At 68.8% G+C, this 24,813-nt stretch carries 24 protein-coding genes; 6 read left to right on the forward strand and 18 right to left on the reverse strand.

Annotated elements, in window-relative coordinates; genetic code table 11:
• Positions 1–226: 226 nt before the first annotated feature.
• The gene (locus PVT71_RS15525; protein WP_353474972.1) at positions 227–2,119 is read left to right on the forward strand and encodes a PAS-domain containing protein; all 1,893 of its coding nucleotides are present in this window, start codon (positions 227–229) and stop codon (positions 2,117–2,119) included.
• A complete protein-coding gene (locus tag PVT71_RS15530) occupies positions 2,116–2,817 on the forward strand; it encodes a response regulator transcription factor (RefSeq protein WP_353474973.1) in 702 nt (233 codons plus the stop codon). The genes PVT71_RS15525 and PVT71_RS15530 overlap by 4 nt, the downstream gene beginning before the upstream one ends.
• Before the next feature lie 7 nt (positions 2,818–2,824).
• Here PVT71_RS15530 and PVT71_RS15535 read toward each other — a convergent pair whose 3' ends face one another.
• The 16 genes from PVT71_RS15535 to PVT71_RS15610 form a co-directional block, all read right to left on the reverse strand.
• A complete protein-coding gene (locus tag PVT71_RS15535; protein WP_353474974.1) occupies positions 2,825–3,313 on the reverse strand; it encodes a DUF2383 domain-containing protein in 489 nt (162 codons plus the stop codon).
• Positions 3,314–3,378: 65 nt separating this feature from the next.
• Positions 3,379–4,584: a hydantoinase/carbamoylase family amidase gene (locus PVT71_RS15540; RefSeq protein WP_353474975.1), complete on the reverse strand. Its 1,206-nt coding sequence runs from the start codon at positions 4,582–4,584 to the stop codon at positions 3,379–3,381.
• 30 nt (positions 4,585–4,614) lie between these two features.
• The gene (locus PVT71_RS15545) at positions 4,615–5,052 is read right to left on the reverse strand and encodes an acyl-CoA thioesterase (RefSeq protein WP_353474976.1); all 438 of its coding nucleotides are present in this window, start codon (positions 5,050–5,052) and stop codon (positions 4,615–4,617) included.
• Positions 5,049–5,810: a TIGR02186 family protein gene (locus PVT71_RS15550; RefSeq protein ID WP_353474977.1), complete on the reverse strand. Its 762-nt coding sequence runs from the start codon at positions 5,808–5,810 to the stop codon at positions 5,049–5,051. The genes PVT71_RS15545 and PVT71_RS15550 overlap by 4 nt, the downstream gene beginning before the upstream one ends.
• Complete coding sequence (locus tag PVT71_RS15555; protein ID WP_353474978.1) at positions 5,807–6,712, reverse strand: sulfite exporter TauE/SafE family protein; 906 nt, start codon at positions 6,710–6,712, stop codon at positions 5,807–5,809. The genes PVT71_RS15550 and PVT71_RS15555 overlap by 4 nt, the downstream gene beginning before the upstream one ends.
• A 252-nt stretch (positions 6,713–6,964) precedes the next feature.
• Positions 6,965–7,930, reverse strand: a complete 966-nt coding sequence (locus tag PVT71_RS15560) for an ABC transporter permease (RefSeq protein WP_353474979.1) — start codon at positions 7,928–7,930, stop codon at positions 6,965–6,967.
• Complete coding sequence (locus tag PVT71_RS15565) at positions 7,930–9,024, reverse strand: ABC transporter permease (RefSeq protein ID WP_353474980.1); 1,095 nt, start codon at positions 9,022–9,024, stop codon at positions 7,930–7,932. The genes PVT71_RS15560 and PVT71_RS15565 overlap by 1 nt, the downstream gene beginning before the upstream one ends.
• Before the next feature lie 92 nt (positions 9,025–9,116).
• Positions 9,117–10,718: an ABC transporter ATP-binding protein gene (locus PVT71_RS15570; protein ID WP_353474981.1), complete on the reverse strand. Its 1,602-nt coding sequence runs from the start codon at positions 10,716–10,718 to the stop codon at positions 9,117–9,119.
• A gap of 118 nt (positions 10,719–10,836) precedes the next feature.
• A complete protein-coding gene (locus tag PVT71_RS15575; protein WP_353474982.1) occupies positions 10,837–11,841 on the reverse strand; it encodes a BMP family ABC transporter substrate-binding protein in 1,005 nt (334 codons plus the stop codon).
• Positions 11,842–11,999: 158 nt separating this feature from the next.
• Positions 12,000–12,419, reverse strand: a complete 420-nt coding sequence (gene rimI / locus PVT71_RS15580) for a ribosomal protein S18-alanine N-acetyltransferase (protein WP_353474983.1) — start codon at positions 12,417–12,419, stop codon at positions 12,000–12,002.
• Positions 12,420–12,423: 4 nt separating this feature from the next.
• Positions 12,424–12,987 carry a tRNA (adenosine(37)-N6)-threonylcarbamoyltransferase complex dimerization subunit type 1 TsaB gene (gene tsaB / locus PVT71_RS15585; protein ID WP_353474984.1) on the reverse strand — a complete coding sequence of 188 codons (564 nt, stop codon included), beginning with the start codon at positions 12,985–12,987 and terminating at the stop codon, positions 12,424–12,426.
• A gap of 16 nt (positions 12,988–13,003) precedes the next feature.
• Complete coding sequence (locus tag PVT71_RS15590) at positions 13,004–13,564, reverse strand: NifU family protein (RefSeq protein WP_353474985.1); 561 nt, start codon at positions 13,562–13,564, stop codon at positions 13,004–13,006.
• Positions 13,565–13,674: 110 nt separating this feature from the next.
• A complete protein-coding gene (locus tag PVT71_RS15595) occupies positions 13,675–14,130 on the reverse strand; it encodes a universal stress protein (RefSeq protein ID WP_353474986.1) in 456 nt (151 codons plus the stop codon).
• A 73-nt stretch (positions 14,131–14,203) separates the two neighbouring features.
• Positions 14,204–15,433 carry a hypothetical protein gene (locus PVT71_RS15600; protein ID WP_353474987.1) on the reverse strand — a complete coding sequence of 410 codons (1,230 nt, stop codon included), beginning with the start codon at positions 15,431–15,433 and terminating at the stop codon, positions 14,204–14,206.
• Between the two features lie 3 nt (positions 15,434–15,436).
• A complete protein-coding gene (locus PVT71_RS15605; RefSeq protein ID WP_353474988.1) occupies positions 15,437–16,300 on the reverse strand; it encodes a branched-chain amino acid aminotransferase in 864 nt (287 codons plus the stop codon).
• A 185-nt stretch (positions 16,301–16,485) separates the two neighbouring features.
• Positions 16,486–17,259, reverse strand: a complete 774-nt coding sequence (locus PVT71_RS15610; RefSeq protein ID WP_353474989.1) for a ZIP family metal transporter — start codon at positions 17,257–17,259, stop codon at positions 16,486–16,488.
• Positions 17,260–17,383: 124 nt separating this feature from the next.
• Between PVT71_RS15610 and PVT71_RS15615 the strand changes: the two genes are divergently transcribed.
• Entirely contained in the window at positions 17,384–18,550 is a 1,167-nt protein-coding gene (locus PVT71_RS15615) for an alpha-hydroxy acid oxidase (protein WP_353474990.1), read from the forward strand.
• Positions 18,551–18,612: 62 nt separating this feature from the next.
• On the opposite strand, the gene PVT71_RS15620 is transcribed toward PVT71_RS15615, so the two are convergent.
• Complete coding sequence (locus PVT71_RS15620) at positions 18,613–19,302, reverse strand: fumarylacetoacetate hydrolase family protein (RefSeq protein WP_353474991.1); 690 nt, start codon at positions 19,300–19,302, stop codon at positions 18,613–18,615.
• A 197-nt stretch (positions 19,303–19,499) separates the two neighbouring features.
• On the opposite strand from PVT71_RS15620, the gene PVT71_RS15625 reads away from it, so the two are divergent.
• The 3 genes from PVT71_RS15625 (at position 19,500) to PVT71_RS15635 (ending at position 23,609) form a co-directional block, all read left to right on the forward strand.
• Positions 19,500–20,828: a replication-associated recombination protein A gene (locus tag PVT71_RS15625; RefSeq protein WP_353474992.1), complete on the forward strand. Its 1,329-nt coding sequence runs from the start codon at positions 19,500–19,502 to the stop codon at positions 20,826–20,828.
• A gap of 246 nt (positions 20,829–21,074) precedes the next feature.
• Positions 21,075–23,078 (forward strand): acyltransferase family protein, encoded by a 2,004-nt coding sequence (locus PVT71_RS15630; RefSeq protein WP_353474993.1) that lies wholly within the window; start codon positions 21,075–21,077, stop codon positions 23,076–23,078.
• A 99-nt stretch (positions 23,079–23,177) separates the two neighbouring features.
• Positions 23,178–23,609, forward strand: coding sequence for a DsrE family protein (locus PVT71_RS15635; RefSeq protein WP_353474994.1), 432 nt, complete (start codon positions 23,178–23,180; stop codon positions 23,607–23,609).
• A gap of 59 nt (positions 23,610–23,668) precedes the next feature.
• Here the strand turns inward: PVT71_RS15635 and PVT71_RS15640 are convergent, their stop codons facing one another.
• Complete coding sequence (locus PVT71_RS15640; RefSeq protein WP_353474995.1) at positions 23,669–24,796, reverse strand: radical SAM protein; 1,128 nt, start codon at positions 24,794–24,796, stop codon at positions 23,669–23,671.
• Positions 24,797–24,813: the final 17 nt, after the last annotated feature.

The raw sequence follows: 24,813 nt of genomic DNA on the forward strand, positions 1-24,813 counted from the left end.
CCCCATTAAGGGGTTCGCCCAGCCTGACCGTCAATGTTTTCGTGATCTTTGCCTGAATCTAACGAATTGTAACGACAGGGTGGTTCGCCCCTCCCACGCGCCCCGCCCGTGGCAGCGCCGGATATGCGTATTTGGAAAGAGAAGAAGATGGGGTGCGCGCTGCGACGTCGCGGCGCGCTTCTCTCCGGCGCCCCGGGGTGCTAGCCCTTGGGACGGAGGAGAATTCATGGACAAGGATGCGCTCACGCAGGCGGGGCTGAACCTGATCCAGCAGGCGCTCTCGATCTACGATCGGGAGCTGAAGCTGGCCGTCTGCAACCGGCCCTTCGCGCTGATGTTCGACCTGCCCGAGCGGCTGACCCGCCCCGGCGCCAGTTTCGAGGACACGATCCGGCACCTCGTGGAAGCGGGCGAATACGGCGCGGTCGAGGAGCCCGAGGGCTTCGTGCGCGCGCGCGTCGAGCAGGCCCGCGCCTTTGCCCCGCATTACATGGAGCGCACCCGCGCCAATGGCCGGACCATCTCGGTCGAGGGAGCGCCGCTGCCGCAGGGCGGCTGGGTCACCGTCTATACCGACATCACCGCGGTCAGGGCGCAGGAGGCGCTGCTGCGCACCCGCTCGGAGCTGCTGTCGGAAGAGGTGATCCGCCGCGCCGAGGCGCTCGCCGCCACCAACCGCCAGCTTGCCGCCACCAATGCCGCGCTCGAGGAGGCGCGGCGCGAGCTGACCGAGATGGAGGCGCGCACCCGGCTCACCACCGAGATGATGCCCGCGCATATCGCCCGGGTCGGGGCCGACGGGCGCTACACCTATTCCAACCGCCGCCTGTCGCAGGTCATGCCGGGGCGGCCGTCCGAGATCACCGGGCTGCACGTCTCCGAAGCGCTGGGGCCGGCCTATGCCAAAGTGCGCCCGCACCTCGCCCGGGCGCTCGACGGCGCGCAGAGCATCTTCGAGTTCACCGACGACGTCTCGTCGCGGCGCATCCGCGCCGTCTTCACCCCCGACCCGGCCGAGCGCGGCGTCTACATCCTGTCGCTCGACGTGACCGAGGAGACCCAGGCGCGGGCGGCGCTGCAGCACGCCCGGCGGCGCGAGCTGGCCGCGCAGCTCACCTCGGGGCTGGCGCATGACTTCTCCAACCTGCTGACCATCATCCTCGGCATGCAGTCGAAGCTCGCGCGCATGGACCTCGCTCCGGAGGCGGCGCAGCTGGCCGCGGGCACGTTGCAGGCGGCGCGGCGCGGCGGCGACCTGCTGGACCGGATCGCCGGGATCACCTCGCACCGTGCCTGGACACCCGAGCCGGTCGACCCCGCGAATTTCCTGCGCGACCTTGGCACCCTCACCGGGCCGACGCTGCCGGAGCGTGTCACGCTGGAGATCGCCGCCGCGCCGGAGGGGGTCTTCCTGCTCGACCGCGGGCTGCTGCAGGACGCGGCGCTGAACCTCGTGCTGAACGCGCGCGACGCCTGCGGCGCGGCGGGCGGGTGCATCCGCGTGGCGCTGCGCACGGTCAAGGACACCTGGCTCGAGCTCACCGTCAGCGACAGCGGGCCGGGCTTCTCGACCGAGGCGCTGAAGCACGGGCTCGATCCCTTCTTCACCACCAAGGGCGGCGCGGGATCCGGGCTCGGCCTCGCGATGGTCTACGACATGGTCAAGCTGGCGGGCGGCACGATCAAGCTCGGCAACGGACCGCAGGAGGCACCGGGCGCGCGCGTCACGCTGCGCCTGCCGCTGCGCCGGGCGCCGCGGCTGCAGGACCGGGCGCGCGGGCTGGTGCTGCTGGTCGAGGACGACACCGAGCTGCGCGCGCAGCTGCGCGAGATGCTGACCGGTCTCGGCCACGCCGTGGTCGAGGCAAGCTCGGTGGCCGAGGCGCGCGCGCTGGCGGAGGGGCTGACGCTCGAGCTGGTGCTGTCCGACCTTCTGCTCGAAGGGGACGAGCCCGGCTCGGCCCTGCCCGCCGCCCTGCCCGGGCTCGACGTGCGGCTGATGACCTCGCTGCCGCCCGGCGATCCGCGCCGCATGGCCGCCGAGGCCGCCGCGCCGGTCATCGCCAAGCCCTTCAGCCAGGGCCAGCTTGCCACCTTCCTTTCGGGAGTTCCCGCATGAGCGCACCGCTGATCTCCATCCTCGACGACGAGCCGGCGATCCGCGCGATCCTCTCCGAGGCGCTGACCGAGGCGGGGTTCCGCACCATGGCCTTTGCCCGCGCCACCGAGTTCGAGGCGGCGCTGAAGCGCTGCGCGCCGGATGTCTGCCTCGTCGATCTCGGCCTGCCGGACCGCGACGGGCTCAGCCTCGTGCACCGGCTGGCGCTGGAACAGGGGGCGACGGTGATCATCGTCTCGGGCCGGGCGCAGGTGCAGGACCGGGTCACCGGGCTCGAACTCGGGGCGGACGACTATATCATCAAGCCCTTCGATCCGGCCGAGGTGGTCGCCCGCGTCCGCGCCAGGCTGCGCGGCCCGCGCGCCGCCCCGGCACGGGGCGAGACCGCGCGCTTCGCCGGCTGGACCGCGCATTTCGACCGCTACGCGCTCGAGGATGCCGAAGGCGGCGAGACGCCCTTCTCCCACGCGGAGGGCGAGGTGCTGCGGCTGTTTCTGGAAAGCCCGAAACGGCTCATCACGCGCGCGCACATGCAGGAAAGCCTTGGCGGCGCGGCGGGGGAAAGCTTCGACCGGGCGATGGACGTGCGCATCTCGCGGCTGCGCACGAAGCTGCGGGAGGATCCGAAAAACCCGCGCCTGATCAAGACGATCTACGGCGCGGGCTATATCTTCCTCGGGGATGTGGTCTGGGGCTGAGCCCGGCTCAGTCCTGTTTCGGCTTTTCCGGAAGCGAGCGTTCCTCGGCCTGCACGGCCTGCAGCAGATCCTGAAGCTCGGCCTGCATCTGCACCAGTTCGTCGCGGTAGCGCGAGGGCTCCAAGGCCTTGATCACCTCGGTGAAGCCGGCGAGCACCTTCGCCTCGGACTCGCGGATGCGGTCCATCATGTCGCCGTCGATCCCGCCGAAGACCGCGCGCACTGACAGGCCCGCGCGTTTCATCACCGCGCTGAGGTTGTCCGACGGATCGGCCTCGCCCCCCACGGCGGTGATCAGCGAGGTCAGCCGCTGCACCTGCTCGACGTGGAGCCCGTGGAAGCGCACCGCGACGAAGCGGAACTCGGGCTCGGATCTTTCCACCATCTCGTCGAACCAGCCGCGCGCGCCAATGCTGCGCGCCAGCAGGTGCTGCAGCTGGTCAAGCTGGCTCGGGCTGGCGGTGATCGCCTGAATGTCTCTCTGGGCGTCCTTCATCTCTGCGTCCTCCGGCTCTGGTCACCGGACAAACGCCGCTGGCCCGCGCCAGTTCCCGCGCGGCCTCAGCCGAGCGCCGTGACCGCCGCCGCAAGCGCCCGCAGCCCGGTGACCAGATCCTCCTCGGAGGTGTCCTCGGCGAAGTCGTGGCTGACGCCGCCGATCGAGGGCACGAAGAGCATGGCGACCGGCATCAGCCGCGAGAGGTTCGTCGCGTCGTGCAGCGCGCCCGAGGGCATGACGCGCCACGCGCCGGGCGCCGCCGTCTCTGCCCCCTGCTCGAGCGCGGCGCGCAGCCGGGCGTCCATGGTCACCGGCGCCAGCTCGAGCTTCGGCGCGACGTCCAGCCCCAGCCCGCGCTCGGCGCAGATCTCCCGCGCAGTGTCGCGGGCGATGGCCTCCAGCCGGTCGAGCCGGTCGGCAGAGCCGTCGCGCCATTGCAGGGTGAAGCGCACCTCGCCCGGCACCACCGCATGGGCGTTGGGGTGCAGCTCGACATGGCCGATGGTCCAGACCGTCGCCGGGGTCACCACGTTGCGGAAGCGCTCGTTGAGCGTGGTGGTGAAGGCGGCGAGCCCCTGGAAGGCATCCTTGCGCAGGCGCATCGGCCTGGTGCCCGCGTGGTTCTGCGCGCCCCTGAAGGTCATCGTGAGGTTGCGCAGGCCGACGATCGCCTCGACCACGCCGAGCTTGCCACCTTCGGCGTCGAGCACCGGCCCCTGCTCGATGTGCATCTCGAGAAACCCGGTGAACCGGTCGGGGTCGAGGAAGGCCCCGGCGCGCGCGCCCAGCCCCCGGCGCGCCTCGCCCAGCGTGATCCCGTCCGGGCCCTTCAGCGTGTCGGCCTCGGCGAGCGAGAGGGTGCCGGCCCAGACCGCGCTGCCGGTGGTCACGCCAAAGCGCCCCTCCTCGTCCTGGAAGGACACGCAGGACACCGGCGGGCCGCCCGCCTCCTGCGCCGCGCGCGCGACCTCGAGCCCCGCGATCACCCCCAGCGCACCGTCGAGCCAGCCGCCCTCGACCTGGCTGTCGGAATGCGAGCCGATCAGCAGCGAGGGCCCCTCGACCAGCCCGAAGAGCGAGCCGACGGGATCGAAATGCGTGCGCAGCCCCGCCTCCTCCATGCGCCCCGCCAGCCAGTCGCGCGCCGCCATGTCGGCCTCGGAAAAGGCCGGGCGGCAGACCCCCTTGCCGACCCCCGTGGCTCCGAAGGAGCGCAGCATGTGCAGGTCGGCGAGGAAGCGGTCGGGATCGACGGGAAGCGTTGTCATGGCTGTCTCCTTCTGTGCCCCGCGCCGCGCTCAGCTGCCGCGCAAGATCGCCTCAATGGCCGGGCGGTAGCGGTCGGGGATGCGCTCGGGCCGGGTCTCGGCATTCACCGCGACGTGCAGGATGAACCCCTCGGCGCAGGCGATGTCGTCGTCGTTGCGGAAGAACCCCACCTCGAAGCGCGCCGAGCTGTTGCCGAGATGGCCACAGCGCACCCCGGCGTGCAGCAGGTCGGGAAAGCGCGCCTCGGCATGGTAAGTGCAGCCGTTCTGCGCGGCGAGGAAGCGCAGCCCGCCGGGATGGTCGATCTCCATCCCGGCATCCAGCTGCCAGAGCGTGACGGCGGTGTCGAGGAACGACAGGTACGCGGCGTTGTTGAGGTGGCCGTAGGCGTCCATGTCCTTCCAGCGCGTGGCGATGGGGTAGAAGGCGCAATAGGCACCCCGGCGGGAGGGCGGCGGACGGCTCATCCCGAACGGATCGCCCGGAACAGCGCCGAGGCGCCCCAGCCCGCCAGCGCGGCGATGGCGAGCGACAGCAGCCCGTAGGCCAGCGGCATCTGCCGCGACAGGGTGAAGAGCCAGCGCTCGAGCCCGACCTTGCCGACCTGGATCTCGCTCTCGTGGGCCGAGACGACCTTGCCGCCCCGCGTCAGGAAGACGCGGGTCAGGTAGCGCCCCTCGGAGATGTTGGCGGGCATGGTGATCGAGGTGTCGAAGAGCGTCGAGTCGCGCAGCTCCACGCTCTCCTCCTCGACCCGGTAGAGCCCCTGCTCCTCGCGCACGCGGATCAGCGCCTCGGTGAAGGCCTCGCTGTCCATGATGTCCATCGGTGCGCCGACCGAGCGGATGGCGCGCGGGATCGACACGCCGTGGCGCAGGTCCTCGACCGCCGAGATGCTTTCCTTCCACGGCGCCGAGGTGGCGACGGCGTAGAAGCTCGGGGCGCTGTCGATCTCCACCGCCTCGGCGTTGACCCAGATGCCGAGCCGGCGCGCCTTGCGCCAGACGGTGACCGGCTCGAGCGGCCCCTCGACGGTGACGATGACCTGCAGCGGCGGCACGGCCTGGATCGCCGTCTCGCGCTTCACCGCGCCGAAGATCAGGATGTCGGACCCGTCGAAATCCGTGGTGATCGACACGCTGTCCCGGCTGAGCCCCAGCACCACCTCCTCGGCCCGCGCCGGCAGCGCGGCAAGGAGCAGCAGCAGCGCCGCGAGCAGCCTCATGGCGCCACCAGCTCGTAGAGCTCGGACGGGGTGATGAAGAGATCGAGCGCCAGCTTGCCGCAGACCAGCAGCACCAGCGAGGCGAGCGCGATGCGCAGCTGCTCGGCCTTGAGCCGGGTGCCGAAGGCGGTGCCGATCTGCGCGCCGATGACCCCGCCGAGGATCAGCACCAGCGCCAGCATGATGTCGACGGTGTAGTTGGTGGTGGCGTGCAGCAAGGTGGTGAAGGCGCTGACGAAGATGATCTGGAAGAGCGAGGTGCCCACCACCACCTTGGTCGGCATGCCGAGCAGGTAGATCATCGCCGGCACCATGATGAAGCCGCCGCCCACCCCCATGATCGCGGCGAGCACGCCCACCGAGAGCCCGACCAGCACTGGTGGGATCGCCGAGATGTAGAGCCCCGAGGTGCGGAAGCGCATCTTGAAGGGCAGCCCGTGCACCCAGCCGTGGTGGCGGCGCTTCGGCACCGCGCCCTTGCGCGACTTGAAGATGGCGTTGACGCTCTCGATGAACATCAGCCCGCCGATGATCCCGAGAAAGACCACGTAGCAGAGCCGCACCAGCAGGTCGACCTGGCCGAGCCCCTTCAAGAGGTTGAAGATCCACACCCCCAGCGCCGCGCCGACGAGCCCGCCGGCCAGCAGCACGAAGCCCATGCGCAGGTCCACGGTCTTGCGCTTGAAATGCGCCAGAACACCCGAGATCGAGCTTGCCACGATCTGGTTCGCCCCGGTCGCCACGGCGACCGCCGGCGGGATGCCCATGAAGAACAGCAGCGGCGTGATCAGGAAGCCGCCGCCGACGCCGAACATGCCCGACAGGACACCGACCAGCCCGCCCAACCCGAAGAGCAGGAAGACATTGACCGAGACCTCGGCGATGGGGAGGTAGATCTGCATGGGCCGACTTTGCTTGCCCCCGGGTGATTTGGCAACCGAGGTGCAGCGCTCCTCGGCCACGAAGATGCTGCGCCGCGGCGGTTTTCCCACAGCCCCGGCGCGGCGCGGGCGGCGAGCGAAGGATTTGCGTATTTTTGAAGAGAAGAAGCGCAGGGGGAGAGCGGTGCCGCGCCGCCTCCCCCTTCTTCTCTTTTCAAATACGCCCTTCGGGGCGGTGCCGCCCACGGATCGCTGCGGCAGGGGCGCGCGGGTTCAGCGCTCCTTCACGTAGGGCTCGCCACCGGCGCGCGGCGGGATCGCCTTGCCGACGAACCCGGCGAGGATCACCACGGTCAGGATGTAGGGCAGCGCGTCCATGACCTGCACCGGGATGATGAACCCGCCGAGGTCGATGTTCTGGTAGCGCAGCGCCACCGCCTGCAGCAGGCCGAAGAGCAGGCAGGCGTAAAGCGCGTACCACGGCCGCCACTTGGCAAAGATCAGCGCCGCGAGAGCGATGTAGCCGCGGCCCGCGGTCATCTCGCGCACGAAGCCCGCCTGCAGGCCGGTGGCGAGGTAAGCGCCGGCGAGGCCGCAGAGCAGCCCGCAGATGGCGATCGCGGCAAAGCGCAGCCCGACCACCGAGACACCCGCCGTGTCCACCGCCTCGGGCGCCTCGCCCACCGCGCGCAGGCGCAGGCCGAAGCGGGTGCGGTAGAGGATCCACCAGGTCAGCGGCACCATCAGGAAGGCGACGTAGACGAGGATGGAGTGGCCCGAGATCAGCTCGTAGTAGAGCGGGCCGATGATCGGCACGCCGCTCAGCGCCTCGGCGAAGGGCAGCGTGATGCTCTCGAACCGGCCGCCGCCCATCAGCGAGGGCGTGCGCCCGCCCTGGCTGAACCAGTCCTGCGCGATGAGCACGGTGATGCCCGAGGCGAGGAAGTTGATCGCCACCCCCGAGATCAACTGGTTGCCGCGGAAGGTGATCGAAGCCAGCCCGTGGATCCCCGACATGACCAGCGAGGCGGCGATGCCCGCCAGCAGGCCGAGCCAGACCGAGCCGGTGACCGCCGCCACCGCCGCCGAGAAGAAGGCGGCGGCGAGCATCTTGCCCTCGAGCCCGATGTCGACGATGCCGGCGCGTTCCGAGAAGAGGCCCGCGAGGCAGGCCAGCAGCAGCGGCGTGGCGAGGCGCACGGTGGAATCGAGCACCTGCAGAAGCGTCGCGTAATCCATCACGAGGACCTCCGGCGCAGCGAGACGAAGAGTTTTTCGAGCGGCATCCGCACCATGTTGTCGAGCGCGCCGGTGAAGAGGATGACCAGCGCCTGGATCACGGTGATCAGCTCGCGCGGGATCGAGGTCCAGAGCGCCAGCTCCGCCCCGCCCTGGTAGAGGAAGCCGAAGAGCAGCGCCGCGAGGAACACGCCCACCGGGTGCGAGCGGCCCATCAGCGCCACGGCGATGCCGATGAAGCCCGCGCCCTCGGTGGCGTTGAGCACCAGCCGCTCGGCCTCGCCCATGGTGGTGTTGAGCGCCATCATCCCGGCGAGCCCGCCGGAGATCAGCATCGAGATCACGGTGATGCGCACCGGCGAGATGCCGGCGTAGCGCGCGGCGCTCTCGGAATGGCCGAAGGCGCGGATCTCGTAGCCGAGCTTGGTGCGCCAGATCAGGTACCAGAAGGCGATGCAGGCGACGACGGCGAGGAAGAAGGACACGTTCGCCGGCGAGCCGCGGAAGAGCGGGTTCTCGGGCGTGGCGAAGAGGTCCTGGAAGGTGGGCAGGCTGGTGGCCGCGGGGAAGTTCGCGGTGGCCGGCTCCATCGCACCGACGGGGCGCAGGATGTTCACCAGCACGTAGTTCAGCAGCGCCGCGGCGATGAAGTTGAACATGATCGTGGTGATCACTATGTGGCTGCCGCGCTTGGCCTGCAGCCAGGCCGGGATGAAGGCCCAGGCCGCGCCGAAGGCGGCTGCCGCGAGGGTCGCCACGAGCAGTGCCACCGACCAGTGCGGGAAGGGGATGAAGAGGCAGGCCAGCGCCACGCCGAGCCCGCCGACCATCGCCTGGCCCTCGCCGCCGATGTTGAACATCTTGGCATGGAAGGCGACCGCGACGCAGAGGCCGGTGAAGATGAAGTTGGTGGTGTAATAGAGCGTGTAGCCCCAGCCGGTGCTGCGCATCAGCGCGCCGTCGACCATCAGCTTGAAGGCCTCGACCGGGTTCTCGCCGATGGCGAGGATCACCAGGGCCGACAGGATCGCCGCCAGCAGGATCGAGATCAGGGGCACGAGCACCGCGTCGGCCCATGCGGGCATCTTATCCATTCGGAACCTCGTTCGTCGTGCCGGTGCGGCGCGCGCCCTGCGGGCGCTGGTGCCTCCGGCGGGAGTATTTGGGGAAAGATGAAGGCGCGCGGTCAGTCATGCCGGCCGGCCTCGCGCGCTTCCTTGTCCTTCAGCGAGGCATCGACCGCCGCGATCAGCGAGCCCTCGGGCATCTCGGTGACGCCGGCCATCAGCAGGCCGAGCTCGGTCTGGTCGGTCTCGTCCGGCATGCGCTCGCCCATGATCCGGCCGTCGAACATCACCGCGATGCGGTCCGAGAGCGAGAAGATCTCATCGAGCTCGACCGAGACCAGCAGGATCGCCTTGCCCTTGTCGCGCAGGCGGATGATCTCCTGGTGGATGAACTCGATGGCACCGATGTCGACGCCGCGGGTGGGCTGGCCGATCAGCAGCACGTCGGGGTCGCGCTCGATCTCGCGCGCGAGCACGATCTTCTGCTGGTTGCCGCCCGAGAAGTTGCGCGCCGCGAGATTGGGGTTGGGCGGGCGCACGTCGTAGCGGGTCATTTTGTCCTGCGCCTCTTCCTTGATCAGCGCATTGTTCATCAGCATGCCCGACTGGTAGCGCGGGTCGCGGTGGTAGCCGAAGACGGTATTCTCCCAGGCGGTGTAGGCCATGATCAGCCCCTCTTCCTGCCGGTCCTCCGGCACATGGCCGATGCCGGCGGCGCGGCGGGCGCTGCCGTCGGAGCCGGGCCCGGAGAGCGGCAGCGGCGCGCCCTTCATGGTGATCGAGCCGGTTGCACCCGCGTAGCCGCCCAGCACCTCGAGGAGTTCCGACTGACCGTTGCCGGCGACCCCGGCGATGCCCAGCACCTCGCCCGCGCGCAGCTGCAGCGACACGCCCTTGAGCCGTTCGACCCCGGCCTCGTCCACGTGGCGCAGGTTCTGCACGTCGAGCAGCACCTCGCCCGGATGCGCGGGGGTTTTGTCGACGCGCAGCAGCACCTTGCGCCCGACCATCAGCTCGGCGAGCTGCTCGGGCGAGGTCTCGGCGGTCTTGACGGTGGCGGTCATCTGGCCGCGGCGCATCACCGAGACCGTGTCGGTGATCTCCATGATCTCGCGCAGCTTGTGGGTGATCAGGATGACGGTCTTTCCCTCGGCCCGCAGGTGGTCGAGGATGCGGAAGAGGTGGTCGGCCTCGGCCGGGGTCAGCACCCCGGTCGGCTCGTCGAGGATGAGGATGTCGGCCTGGCGGTAGAGCGCCTTGAGGATCTCGACGCGCTGCTGGTGACCGACCGAGAGGTTCTCGACCAGTTCGTCGGGATCGACCGACAGCTCGTATTCCTCGGCCAGCTGCTTCAGCACGCCGCGGGCGCGCGCCAGCGAGGGGCGCAGCATCGGGCCGTCCTCGGCACCGAGGATGACGTTCTCGAGCACGGTGAAGTTCTGCACCAGCTTGAAGTGCTGGAACACCATGCCGATGCCGGCCGAGATCGCGGCCTGGCTGTCGGTGATGTCCTTGTGCGATCCGTTGACCCAGATCTCGCCGGCGTCGGCCTTGTAGAAGCCGTAGAGGATCGACATGAGCGTCGATTTCCCTGCGCCGTTCTCGCCGATGATGCCGTGGATGGTGCCGGGCATCACGCGGATCGAGATGTCCTTGTTGGCCTGGACGGGGCCGAAGGCCTTGGAAATGCCCTTCAGCTCGATGGCGGGGGTGTCGTTCATGCGAAGCCTCGCGGCATTGGAAAGTACGGCCCGGCCTCATCTAATCGAGGAACCGGGCCACACGAAAGCAGAAAACGGGGACACGGCATCAGCCGCGCCCCCGTCCGTCAAGTCCCTATCAGAAGTTCAGGGCCGGGCAGCTGTCATCCGCCGAGTAGTCGTGGACCTCGATCTCGCCCGCGATGATCTTCTCCGCGGCGGCGTCCACGGCCGCCTTCATGTCGTCGGAGACCAGCGAGGCGTTGTTCTCGTCGAGCGCGTAGCCGACGCCGTTCTCGGCGAGGCCCAGCACCTTGACGCCGGTCTCGAGGTCGGGGCCAGCGGTCATCGCCTCGGCCACGGCCACGTCGACGCGCTTGAGCATCGAGGTCAGGACCTTGCCCGGGTGCAGGTAGTTCTGGTTGCTGTCCACGCCGATCGACAGGATGCCCTCGTCGGCGGCGGTCTGCAGCACGCCGAGACCTGTGCCGCCGGCCGCGGCAAAGACCACGTCCGCGCCCTGGCTGATCTGCGCCTTGGTCAGCTCCGAGCCCTTCACCGGGTCGTTCCACGCGGCCGGGGTGGTGCCGGTCATGTTCGAGATGACCTTCATGTCGGCGTTCACCGCCTTGGCGCCCTGGGCGTAGCCGCAGGCGAACTTGCGGATCAGCGGGATGTCCATGCCGCCGACGAAGCCGACGGTGCCCGACTTCGAGGCCATCGCGGCCAGCATGCCGACGAGGTAGGAGCCCTCATGCTCGGAGAAGAGGATCGACAGCACGTTCGGGTGCTCGGCCGGGTCGACGAAACCGTCGATGGTGACGAACTTGGTGTCCGGGTAGTCCGCGGCGACCGAGGCGATCGGCGAGGACATCGAGAAGCCGGTGGTCACGACCGGGTTGAACCCGGCCTCGGCGAAGCGGCGCAGGGCCTGCTCGCGCTGTGCCTCGGACTGCAGCTCGATATCCTTGTACGCGCCGCCGGTTTCCTTGGCGTAGATCTCGGCGCCGTTGAAGGCCGCCTCGTTGAAGGACTTGTCGAACTTGCCGCCGAGATCGTAGATCAGCGCCGGATCCGCCAGCGCGGCGCCGGCGGTCAGGGCCAGCGTTGCGGCGGTGCCGAGGATGGATTTCATGAAGGTCATGTCTTGCTCCCGGGTCTGGACGTGCGGGCATCTTTCAACGGGCCCGCGAATTGGACTGCACTGTGGCAGATCATGCCCGATTAATCCTGTGCCCTACCGGAGGGTCAACAGGTTTTTGCAAGTCCATGCACGGGGTTGGCCCAGCGTTGCATCTGACCTCAGGTCAGCGCCCGGCACATGAGCAGCGCGTCGTCGCGGCTGCCATCCGCATGACGGTAATAGCCTTTCCGGCGACCGGAGGTGGTGTAGCCGCAGGCCTCGTAGAAGCCGATCGCGGGCTGGTTCGCCGCGGCGACCTCGAGAAACACCTGCGCCGCGCCGCGGGCCGCGGCCTCGGCCTCGAACATTGCGAGCAGCGCGCGGCCGACACCCCGGCGCTGCTGCGCGGGATCGGTGGCCAGGGCGAGAATCTCCGCCTCGTCCAGCACGACCCGCCCCAGCACGAAGCCGCCCTGTGCGCTCACCAGCAAGCTGCTCGGCTGCGCAAGCGTGCCTTCGAAGGCGCGCGCGCTCCAGGGCTCCATGTGGACATAGGCGCGGGCCGCGATGGCGGCCAGATCGGCGGCGGAGAGACTCACCGGATCAGTCGAGCAGCCGCGGCGGTGCATCGCGCGAGGGCGCGGCATCGGCGGGGCGGATGTAGAGCGGCGCGGGGCGCAGGCCGGGCTCCTTCAGCGCGGCGGCGCGGGCGATGCGGATCGCCAGCTCTCGCGGATCGGGCGGCAGGAGCGCGTCGATGCCCTCGGCCTCCACGAGCTCGGGCGCCTCGGTGTGGCGCTGCACGTAGATCTGCCCGCGCGGCGCAGGCACCCCGGCGAGCGCTTCGGGCGCGTCGAGATGGATCGCCTCGAAGGTGCTGACGCCGACCGCGGGCCTGCCGAGCCCCAGCGCCAGCCCGCGCGCGGTCGAGACCGAGATGCGGATGCCGGTGAAGTTGCCGGGCCCGACCCCCACCGCGATGCGGTCGAGATCGCCCCAGCTTGCCCCGCCCTCGGCCAGCACTTCCTCGAGCAGCGGCATCAGCCGCTCGGCCTGCCCCCGGCCCATCTCCTCGGCGCGGGCGGCAAGCACGGCGTCGCCGCGCAGCAAAGCGGCCGCGCAATGCGCGGCCGATGTGTCGAAGGCTAGGATCAAGAGATCACCCATAGAGGGAACCGGCCGCTCAGACGGCGACCGGGCGCACCTCGGTGACCTCGGGGATGTAATGGCGCAGCAGGTTCTCGATGCCCATCTTGAGGGTGAGCGTCGAGGACGGGCAGCCGGCGCAGGCGCCCTGCATGTGCAGGTAGACGACGCCGCGGTCAAAGCCGTGGAAGGTGATGTCGCCACCGTCCTGCGCCACGGCCGGGCGCACGCGGCTGTCGAGCAGCTCCTTGATCTGGCCGACGATCTCGGCGTCCTCGCCGGTGAATTCCTTGTGGCCCGAGGCGCGCGCCTCGCCGGCCATCACCGGCTCGCCGGACTGGAAATGTTCCATGATCGCGCCGAGGACGGCGGGCTTCACGTGATCCCAGTCAGCGGCCTCGTCCTTCGTCACGGTGACGAAGTCATTGCCGAAGAACACGCCGGTCACGCCCTTCACGCCGAAGAGGCGCTTGGCGAGCGGCGAGGTTTCGGCGCCTTCAGGGCTGGGGAAATCCGCGGTGCCGGCCTCGAGCACGGTCTGGCCCGGCAGGAACTTCAGCGTCGCGGGGTTCGGGGTGGATTCGGTCTGGATGAACATCTGCGAAATACCTTTCTGCGGGCTGCCCTCTATATGCGCCGCCGCCGCCCGGACGTCAAGTTTTGGAACGGTTCTAAAGTGCATCCGGCGGCGTTGTAAGGCCAGCCGCCTCAGGTGATGGCCTCGAGCCGCTCCTTGGACATGTCGCCCGGAACGATGGTCAGCGGTATCGGCAGGCTGCCCGAGCTGCGCGTCATCTGCGTGACCAGCGGCCCCGGCCCCTTCTTGTCGGCGGCGGCGCCCAGCACCAGCACGCCGATGGTGGGATCGTCGCTCACCTGCCCGAGGATCTCGGTCACCGGGTCGCCCTCGCGGATCACCAGCTCGGGGTCCACCCCCTGCCGGTCACGCATCCACTTGGCAAAGACCTCGTAATGCGCCTCGATGCGTTCACGCGCCTCGGCACGCATGATGTCCCCGACCCCGATCCAGTGGTTGAATTCGTCCGGCGCGATCACCGACAGGATCGCCACCCCGCCCCCGGTCTTGGCCGCCCGCATCGCGGCGAACCGCATGGCGTTGAGGCATTCGCGGCTGTCATCCAGCACGACGAGAAACTTGCGCATCCCTTGGTCTCCTTCGCGGCGATCATGGCGCAGGGGCAAGGCTCAGGCAACGGCCTTTTGGGAGCAGCAAAATTCAGCGCTCGAGACGGCCCGCCACGCCGCGCGCCGCCGGGCGCAGCATCCGCGTGCCGAGCCAGCCTCCCAGCGCCGTGAGCGCCTGCGCGAACCCGAGCCAGATCAGCGCCGCGACGGCGACCGCATGGTCCGACAGGCGCACGAGCGTGCGGAAGGTCCGCGACTTGCCCAGCACCTCCATCACCCCGCGCGTCTCCGAGCCCGCCACGTCCGACACCCGCGCCAGCCGCGCCGCGTCCTCGGCGCTGTCGACATGGCGCAGCAGCAGCACGCCGTCGGTCATCGAGGTGTTGCGCACCACCCGGCTCACGTCGCCCGCCACCGCCTCGGTGCGCGCGAGCCGCGCCGTGTCGGCGGCGTCGCCGGTCCCGGCGAGCAGGCGGCGCAGCATCGCCGGGTCCATCGCCCGGCCAAGCTCGTCGAGGAACCCCGGCGTCAGGGTGCGCAGCCGCCGCCCCATGCGCAGCGCGGTCGAGCCCGCCTTGACCGAGGCCGAGGTGCCGCCGGTGAACACCAGCGCGCCGGTGGCGGCGAGCCCGACGGTGGCAAGCGTCACCTCGACCTCGTCCACCTCGTCCCCCGCGAGATACGCCATCCCCGCCCGCCGCAGGGCGTTGAGGTCGCCGATCGGTGTCAGCTCCAGCGGGATGCCGCAATAGGCGAGCATTTCCAGCGACGGGCAATTGGCGATGTCGGCGGCGCAGATGCCGCAGGCCTCGACCTTGGCGCCGACGCTCTCCTTCTGCTCGCGCAGCGCGGCGATCTGCTCGGCCTGCTCGATCCCCGGCGTCACCCCGACCCGCGCCGCCACCGGCAGCAGCATGTCGATCCTGTCGAGGTCTTCCTCCGCCAAGGCGGAGCCGATCTCCTCGCCGAGCCGCCGGGGCGTCAGCGCATGGGCGAGCGCCCGGTCGAGCGCCTCGCGCACCTCGGCTTCGCTGGCGCGCAGGAAGGGCCGCGCAAAGGGATTGGTGGTAAGCGCCCAGACCGCAAGCGCGAGGCTCAGCAGCAGCGGCAGCGCCCGGATGATCCGCGCCAGCCTCCGCCGGGGCCGCCGCCGCGCAGGCCTCCGCGCGGGGCCCGGCGCGCGCGCCACGGCCGCGCCCTGCCCCGTCTCGACCCGCGGCGCGCCATGGGCAGACGCGGCATCAAAGTGCCGCTCGGCCCGCAGCACGGCGCGCTGCGGCTCGGCGGGGCGTGTCGCGCGGAGCGGCGGCTCGCGGCGCAAGGCTCAGCCTTCGGTCAGCGCCCAGTCCCAGTAGAGCTCGCGCACGCGGCGCGTCACGGGACCGATCTGGTAGCTGGTGTCCTCGAAGCCCGAGACCGGCGTCACCTTCTGCAGGTTGCCCGACAGGAAGACCTCGTCCGCGCCCTCGAAATCCTCGAAGGACAGCACCGCCTCGTGCACCTCCATGCCGTCGGCGCGCATGTTCCGGATGTGGCGCGCGCGGGTGATGCCCGACAGGAAGGTGCCGTTGGCGATCGGCGTGAAGACCGCGCCGTCCTTGACCATGAAGACGTTGGCCGTGGCGCTTTCCGCCACGTTGCCGAGCGCGTCGGCCACCAGAGCATTGCTGAAGCCGCGCGTGCGCACGTCCTTCAGCATCCGCGCGTTGTTGGGGTATAGGCAACCGGCCTTGGCGTTGCAGACCGAGCTTTCCAGCAGCGGCCGGCAGAAGCGGGTGCGGCCGAGATGCGCCGCCGCGCCTTCGGGTGCCATCGGGATTTCCTCGAGCGAGATGGCAAAGGCGGTGCCCTCCTCGCCCGGCACGATGGCCGAGGCGTCGCCCTGCGTCGCCCAGTACATCGGGCGGATGTAGATGGCCGCCTCCCTGGGATAGGCCGCGAGCCCTTCCCAGACGATCTGCACCATCTCCTCGGTCGAGACGAACGGCGTCAGCATCAGCGCGACGGCCGAGCGGTTGATCCGCGCACAATGGGCATAGAGGTCGGGCGCGATGCCGTTGACGTAGCGCGCCCCGTCGAAGACCGAGCTGCCGAGCCACGCGGCGTGATCGGCGCCGCGCATGATCATCACGTCGCCGTCGTGCCAGGTGCCCTGGAAATAGGTGCGGATGTTCTTGCCCGTTGCCATCTTCGTGTCTCCTTCGAAAGTTGCGCGGACCCTATGCCCGCGCGCCCGCAAGGTCCAGTGCGCGCGCGTCCGCCCTCACGGAAGAGCGAGCCCCCCGCACCGCACCGAGGCAGGCCTTTCATCTTTCCCCAAATACTCGCCTCCCGCCCCCTCCGCCCCGCGCCGGCGCCGGGCAGACGCGCCGCTCAGCCCAGCGTCACGTCGAGGAACATCATCAGGATGAGCCCGAAGAGCAGCCCGGTGGTCGCGCGCCGCTGGTGGCCGTTGCGGTGGGTCTCGGGGACGATCTCGTGGCTGATGATGTAGAGCATCGCGCCCGCGGCGAAGGTCAGCCCCCAGGGCAGCAGCACCGAGCTGACCGAGACCGCCAGCACGCCCAGCAGCGCCCCCACCGGCTCGACGAGCCCGGTCAGCGCGCTGTAGGAAAGCGCCTTCCACCGCGAGTAGCCGAGCCCGACCAGCGCCACCGCCACCGCCAGCCCCTCGGGCATGTCCTGCAGCGAGATGCCGGTCATCACCGAGAAACCGTTGGTCCGGTCGACGCCGTAGGCCACGCCGATCGACAGGCCCTCGGGGAAGTTGTGGATCGAGATTGCCAGCACGAAGAGCCAGATCCGCGCGAAGGTCGCCTGGTCGGCGCCGCCCTCGGGGCCGGTCTTGAAATGCTCGTGCGGGATCGCGTGGTTGAGCCAGGCGACGAAGCCCGCGCCGAAGGCGATGCCGAAGGCGGCGATGGCGGCGGCGGTCCAGACCGAGCCGGTCTGCTCCTGCGCCACCTCGATGCCCGGGATGATCAGCGAGAAATACGAGGCTGAGAGCATCACCCCCGCGGCGAAGCCCAGCATCATGTCCGACGTGGCCTGCGTCATCTTGCGCCCGATCAGCGCCGGGATCGCCCCTGCCGTTGTCGCGAGCGCGGCGATCATCCCGCCACCGACGCCCCAGAGAATGTCCTGCATGTCGCCTCCGAACTGCTCCGGCGCACTAAAGGCACTCCGGGCAGAAGACACAAGCACATGTCATTGCGCCGTTATCCCGAAAGCGGTAAGGAAACCTGACCAGTCAGAGGAGGATGTCCGGCCCATGCCCGTGATCACCGAGATCGAAGACCTGAAGCGCATCTACAGGCGCCGGGTGCCGAAGATGTTCTACGACTACTGCGAGTCGGGCAGCTGGACGGAGCAGACCTTCCGCGAGAACAGCTCGGACTTCGACAAGCTCTACCTGCGCCAGCGCGTCGCGATCGACATGACCGGCCGCAGCACGGCGACGCAGATGATCGGGCAGGACGTGGCGATGCCGGTGGCGCTTGCGCCGGTGGGCATGACCGGGATGCAGCACGCCGACGGTGAGATCCACGCCGCCCGCGCCGCCGAGAAGTTCGGCCTGCCCTATTGCCTGTCGACCATGTCGATCTGCTCGATCGAGGACGTGGCGTCGAACACCTCCAAGCCGTTCTGGATGCAGGTCTACACGCTCAAGGACGACGACTACATGAAGCGGCTCTTCGACCGCGCCAAGGCCGCCAAGTGCTCGGCCGCGGTGATCACGGTCGACCTGCAGATGCTGGGCCAGCGCCACAAGGACCTGAAGAACGGCCTTTCGGCCCCGCCCAAGCTGACCCCGAAGTCGGTCGCCAACATGATGACCAAGGTGCCATGGGGCCTCGAGATGCTGCAGACCAAGCGGCGGTTCTTCGGCAACATCGTCGGCCATGCCAAGGGCGTGACGGATCCCTCCTCGCTGACCACCTGGACGGCGCAGAGCTTTGACCAGGCGCTCGACTGGGACCGCATCCGCGAGTTCCGCAAGATGTGGGACGGCCCGCTCATCATCAAGGGCATCATCGACCCGCGCGACGCGCTCGAGGCCTGCAACGTCGGCGCCGATGCCATCGTGGTCTCGAACCACGGCGGGCGGCAGCTTGACGGCGCGCTGAGCTCGATCCGCGCGCTGGCGCCGATCATGGATGCGGTGGGCGACAAGATCGAGGTGCATCTCGACAGCGGCGTGCGCTCGGGTCAGGACGTGCTGAAGGCCGTTGCCATGGGCGCCAAGGGTGTCTGGATCGGCCGCGCCTACATCTACGGGCTCGGCGCCATGGGCGAAGCCGGGGTGACTCGCGCGCTCGAGGTGATCCACAAGGAGCTCGACGTGTCGATGGCGCTCTGCGGGCGCACCGACATCACCACCGTGGACCGCGACATCCTGATGATCCCCAAGGGCTTCTCGGGCGACTGGGAAGAGTAACCCCGGCGCCCCGTCCGCGAAGCAGGAAGGCGCGGCCCCGGCCGCGCCTTCGCATGTCTGCCTCAGCCGATGCTGATGCTGAGCGGTGCAAGCCCCTCGATCTCGACGAGGCAGGTATCGCCGCGCTCGAGCGCGCTGACCCCGGCGGGCGTGCCGGTGTAGATGAGATCGCCGGCCTTCAGCTCGACCAGCCCCGACAGGTAGGCGATCACCTCGGGCACCGACCAGATCATCTCCGACAGGTCGCCGTTCTGCCGCTCCTCGCCGTTCACCGCGAGCCGCAGCGTGCCCTTGTCGAGGTGCCCGACCTCGGTCACCGGGTGCACCGGGCCGCAGACGGCCGAGTAGTCGAAGCCCTTCGCCATGGTCCAGGGACGACCCTGCTTCTTGGCCACGGCCTGCACGTCGCGGCGGGTGAGGTCGATCCCGGCGGCATAGCCCCAGACGCAGTCCAGCGCCTCGCTCTCGGGGATGTTCACCCCGCCCTTGCCGAGCGCCACCACCAGTTCGCCCTCGTGGTGCAGGTCGCAGGTCGCGGGCGGGTACGGGATGGCGTCGCCGGCCTCGGCGATCGTGTCGATCGGCTTGTCGAAGAAGAACGGCGGCTCGCGGTCCGGGTCATGGCCCATCTCGCGCGCGTGCTCGGCGTAGTTTCGCCCGACGCAGAAGATCCGGCGCAGCGGGAAGCGCGCGTCGGTCCCGGTGACGGCCACCGAGGGCTGCGGCTGCGGGTCAAAGACGAAATCGGTCATGGGAGGTCCTTCCTGTGCTGTTGCCCGCTTCTTCGGGTCGGGGGGCAAGTTGCGGAAATGTCTAGCAGGTCCGCCAGCCATGACCAGCGGGTAGAAGAAAGAATGATGGACCGATCAGCACCCGTGCCCCGCGGCGTTTGCCCACCCTCGCGCGATCTGCTAGCGCAATGGGCAACGCCCAGAAAACAGGCCCGACCATGAGCGATCTCTTCGACGCAGCGCCCCTCAAGGGCCACCTGCCCCTCGCCGCCGCGCTGCGGCCCGAGACGCTGGACGACGTGATCGGGCAGCACGCGATCACCGCGCCGGGCTCGATCCTGCGCCGGCGCATCGCGGCCAAGGCGCTGGGGAGCATCATCCTCTACGGCCCGCCCGGCATCGGCAAGACCACCATCGCCCGCGCGGTGGGCAACATGCTGGGCAAGGAGTTCCGCCCGCTGCACGCCACCCGCGACGGGGTGAAGGAGCTGCGCAAGATCGCCGACGAGGCGCGCATCCGGCCGCTGCTGATCTTCGTCGACGAGGTACACCGCTTTTCCGCGACGCAGGCCGACGACCTCTTGTCGATCTGCGAGGAAGGCACCGCCGATTTTGTCGGCGCCACCACCGGCAACCCCTACCACGCTCTGCCGCCCGCGCTGGTCTCGCGCTCGACCATCCTCAAGCTCGAGCCGATGAGCCTCGAGGACATGGAGGTGGTGGTCCGCCGCGGCATCGAGCATCTGGCGAAACAGGGCGCCGAGGTGACCATGACGCCCGAGCAGGTCCGCCTCATCGCAGGGCGCTCGGGTGGCGACGCGCGGCGCGCGCTGACGACGCTGGAAAGCCTCGCGATCGGCCATGGCGTCGGGCAGGAGGGCGGCACGGTCCAGATCACCGAGGCCATGCTCGAGGAGGCCTATGCCTCGGCGGCGATCAACCACGACCGGTCGGGCGATCAGCATTACGACGTGGTCTCTGCCTTCGTGAAATCCATGCGCGGCTCGGATCCGGACGCGACACTCTACTGGCTGGCGCGGCTGATCCACGCCGGCGAGGACCCGCGCTACATCGCCCGGCGCATCATGATCCATGCCTCCGAGGACGTGGGCCTTGCCGACAACACCGCGCTGCAGACCGCCGTGGCGGCCTCGCAGGCGGTCGAGAAGATCGGCTATCCCGAAAGCCAGATCATCCTTGCCCATGCGGCGCTGCACGTGGCGCGCGCGCCGAAGTCGGGCTCGGCCACCCGCGGCATCGGCGCGGCGCTTGCCCATGTCACCGGCCAGCCCCCCGCCCTGGTGCCGCTGCACCTGCGCGACGCGCATTACAAGGGCGCCGAGAAGCTCGGCCACGTCGGCTATCTCTTCCCGCATGACGACCCGCGCGGATGGGTGGAACAGGTCTACGCGCCCGGCATCCGGCAAGGGGCCTTCTACCAGAGCGACGCGCGCGATGCCGCGACCTTCGAGAAGCGCGCCGATGCCTTCTGGCACGAGGTCACCGGCCAGCCGCAGCCACGGCGCTTGCCGACGCGGGACAGGTGATGCACATTCGCTTTGCAATCATGGCGTGGCTGCCGCCGCGGTGATCACTGAGCGGGAATCGACCTGTCCCAAACCCGGGCTTGCATCACTGCAAGAGTCGATGCTTTCTGGTTCCAGAACATTAACGATATATTAACCTTAGTTAACGGCCCGGCGAGTCGCCGCACCGCAACGCATTTTCAGGTCTGCCGAACGATTTTTCACGGCACCCAGATTTTTTGAAATTCGACGATTGGACCACGGCTGATGAAATACCGTTCAGAAATTGATGGTCTGCGTTCCGTCGCCGTCCTTCCGGTCATATTCTTCCACGCCGGATGGCAGCTCTTCAGCGGTGGCTTCGTCGGCGTCGACATCTTCTTCGTCATCTCCGGCTACCTGATCACCACGATCATCGTCGACGAGCTGGGGCGCGGCGAGTTCAGCATCCTGCGCTTCTACGAACGGCGGGCGAAACGCATCCTTCCCGCGCTCTTCGTCGTCTGCCTCGTATCGCTCGTGCTGGCCTGGATGCTGCTCCACAGCCGCGACTTCACCGATTTCTCGCGCAGCCTCGTGGCGGTGGCGAGCTTCTCGTCGAACATCCTGTTCTGGCTCGAGGCGGATTACTTCGACACCGCCGCCGAGCTGAAGCCGATGCTGCACACCTGGAGCCTTGCCGTCGAGGAGCAGTTCTACATCTTCTTCCCGCTGCTGCTGATGGCGCTCTGGAAATACGGGACGAAGCGCCTCACCTGGGTCATCGTCGCGATCTGCGCCGGCAGCCTCGCGCTGGCGCAATGGCAGGTGGTGCATGCCCCGATGGCGGCCTTCTTCCTGCTGCCCGCCCGCGCCTGGGAACTGGGGATCGGCGCGCTCTGCGCCGTCTACCTGCGGGGCAGCCCGGTGCCGATCGGCGGCGCGCTGCGGAACGCGCTCTCGCTGCTCGGGCTGGGGCTCATCGCCTATGCAGTCTTCCTCTTCGACGACCAGACCCCGACGCCCGGCGTCGCCACCCTGATCCCCACAGTCGGCACGGCGCTGATCATCCTCTTCGCCACCCCGGGCACCTGGGTGCAGGGCCTCCTCAGCCTCAGGCCCATGGTCGCCGTCGGGCTCATCTCCTACAGCGCCTATCTCTGGCACCAGCCGCTGATGTCCTTCACCCGCCACAACGCGCTCAACGAGCCGCCCTGGTACGTGATGGCCGGGATCGTCCTGCTGACGCTGGTCCTCGCCGCGCTCAGCCTGAAATACATCGAGACCCCGGTCCGCAAGGGGCGGATGCCCCGCCTCCGGGTCTTTGCCTACAGCGCCACCGGGCTCTGCGCCTTCCTCGCGGTGGGGCTCGTCGTGCACTTCAACGACAGGCTGAACTTCGGCAGCGGCCGGTTCAACGTGCTCGACGAGCAGATCGCCATGCTGGACTACGACAACGACAACGACAGCCTGCGGCAGGCGAGCTGGGTGCCGCTGCGCACCTACGCCAAGGGGCTCGACTGCCTCGTCAGCTGCAAGCTCGGCAACAACCAGCGCAAGTGGTTCGACGCGCGGACCGACAAGCTGCGCGTGCTGCTCGTCGGCAACTCGCACTCCAAGGACATGTTCAACATGATGTTCATGAGCGAGGAGATCTCGGCGCAGGTGGAGCTGGCGCGCTTCAATGCGCAGGTGGGCGAGCTGACCCCCAAGAACGCGATGTTCTCGTCGGAGAACTACCGCGACGCCGACGTGGTGATGATCGTCAGCCGCTACGACGGGCGGCGCGGCGACGTCTCGATCCTCGAGGACCTCGTGCGGCGGCTCCGCGACGACGGCAAGTCGGTGGTGCTGGTGAAGAGCATCTTCGAGTTCCCCACCTACCTCGGCGGCAAGTGGACCATCTTCGACAAGATCGTGCACGAGGCCTATTCCGAGGGGCTGACCGACGGGCCCGCGATCGCGGCGCGCTCGAACGCCGAGTATTACGCCGTCTACAAGAGCGGCGTGCAGGACGAGCGGGTCATCGAGGCCAATGCCGAGATCGACCGGGTCGGAAAGCTGTTCCCGGGGGTGATCGTGCTCGACCGCATGGATTACATCTGCTCTCAACCCGACGAGACCTGCTACTCGGCCAACGACCAGCTCGAGAAGTATTTCCCCGACTACGGTCACCACACCGTGGCCGGGGCGCAGTATTTCAGCCATCGCATCGACCGGACCGGCTGGCTGAAGCCGGTGCTGGACCTCGCGCAGTACAAGCAGTCGGCGCAGGTCTCGCCGATGCGTTGAGCGCCGGAGCCGGGCGGGTGTCATCGTCCGGCGGCCGAAACCCCTATGTTATTCTTCAATTCACATATATGATTTCGTTGTCAAAGGGAGGAGACGACGATGATCAGGAGAACCGCGCTCGCCGCGATGCTGGCGGCCCTGCCGCTTGCGGCCATGGCAGAAGGCAAGACCCACCACGTGGCGATCCACGTGGACCAGGACGATCCGCAAGTGCTCAACATGGCGCTCAACAACGCCCAGAACGTCGCCTCGCACTACGCCGGACAGGGCGACGAGGTGGTGATCGAGCTGGTCGCCTACGGGCCCGGCCTGCAGATGCTGGTCGCGGGCAAGAGCCCGGTGAAGGACCGCATCTCGACCATGTCCATGGAGCTTCCGATCACTTTCTCGGCCTGCGGCAACACCATCGCCGGGCTGGAAAAGAAGACCGGCGAGAAGGTCGTGCTGCTCGACGAGGCCCAGGTCGTGCCCTCGGGCGTGGTGCGGCTGATCGAGCTGCAGGAAGAGGGTTACGCCTACGTGCGGCCGTGACGCGCCGCGGGTCACGGCCCTCTGCCGGGGCAAGGCCGTGACCGCAACGTGACGCGCGCCTAGCTCGGCGTGTAGAGCGCCCGCGACTGGCGGTGCAGGTTCACCCGCTTGTCGTAGCCGCAGTTGCAGTTCGGGCAGTTGAGGTTGAACGCATCGCGCGAGAAGCGCGTGTGCTTCTCGGTGAACAGCATCTCGGTCAGCCGCTGCTTGTGCAGGTTGCCCATCCTGAAGGTCACGAAGCAGAGCTGCACCGTACCGTCCGGGCCGATCCAGAGCATGTCGTAGCTCGTGCAGGGAAGGCGCATCTTCTCCTTGCGGATCAGCCAGTCGGGGATCGAGCGGATGCCGCGCTCGGTGTTGCGGATGAGGTCCGGCTCCTTCTGCTTGGCCTCGAGCAGCATGCCGCAGATCTCGTCGAGCAGCGGCCGGTCCTCCTCCTCGAACCAGAAGGGCTGGTTGTCGCCCGCCCCGTCCTTCTTGACGAAGTAGGGCAGCGAGTAGTGGATCAGGTTGATGTAGATCTGCATGTCGAGATCGCGGGCGAACTGCAGCGTGTCGCGCACCGTCTCGGGCTTGCCGGTGCCGCGCATCAGCAGCCAGTCGAGGCTCATCGGCAGCCTGTCCGCGCCGTGGCGGCGGCGGGTCTCGGTGAGCGAGGCCTTCACCAGCTCGAAAGAGCCCCGGCGCTGCACGTAGTCGTCGTAATCCTGCCCCAGCCCGTAGAGCCCGACCGAGACCTTGCGCAGCCCGGCGTCGACCAGCTTGTCGATCTTCTTGTCGAGCAGCAGCCCGTTGGTGGTGACATACATGTTGAGGCCGCGGTCGCGGATCCGGGACACGAACTTGTCGAGGTCGCGGTGCAGCAGAGGCTCGCCGCCGTAGAGGCGGATATTGCCGATACCGAGGTCCCTGCAATCGTCGATGAGCTGCGCGCCGATCTCCCAGGGCAGCTGCGTTCCGTGCATGAAGTCCCGCCCGTAACAGCAGGCCCCGCAACGCAGATTGCAGTTTGACGTCAGGCTCAGGAAGACCTCGTGCGGGGCCGGGCGCACCAGCTTGTCGCTGACCTGCGCCATCGAGAAATGCGCCCGCCGCATGTGCTCCTTGACCAGCTTGGCGGGCGCGTAGAGCGGTGAGCCCCGCAGCGCCGACTTGACGCTCCTTTCGAACCTGTTGCCGTTCGGCATCGACTTTCTCCTCCTCC

The sequence above is a fragment of the Salipiger sp. H15 genome, assembly GCF_040409955.1.
In the GTDB taxonomy this organism is placed as follows: Bacteria; Pseudomonadota; Alphaproteobacteria; order Rhodobacterales; family Rhodobacteraceae; genus Salipiger.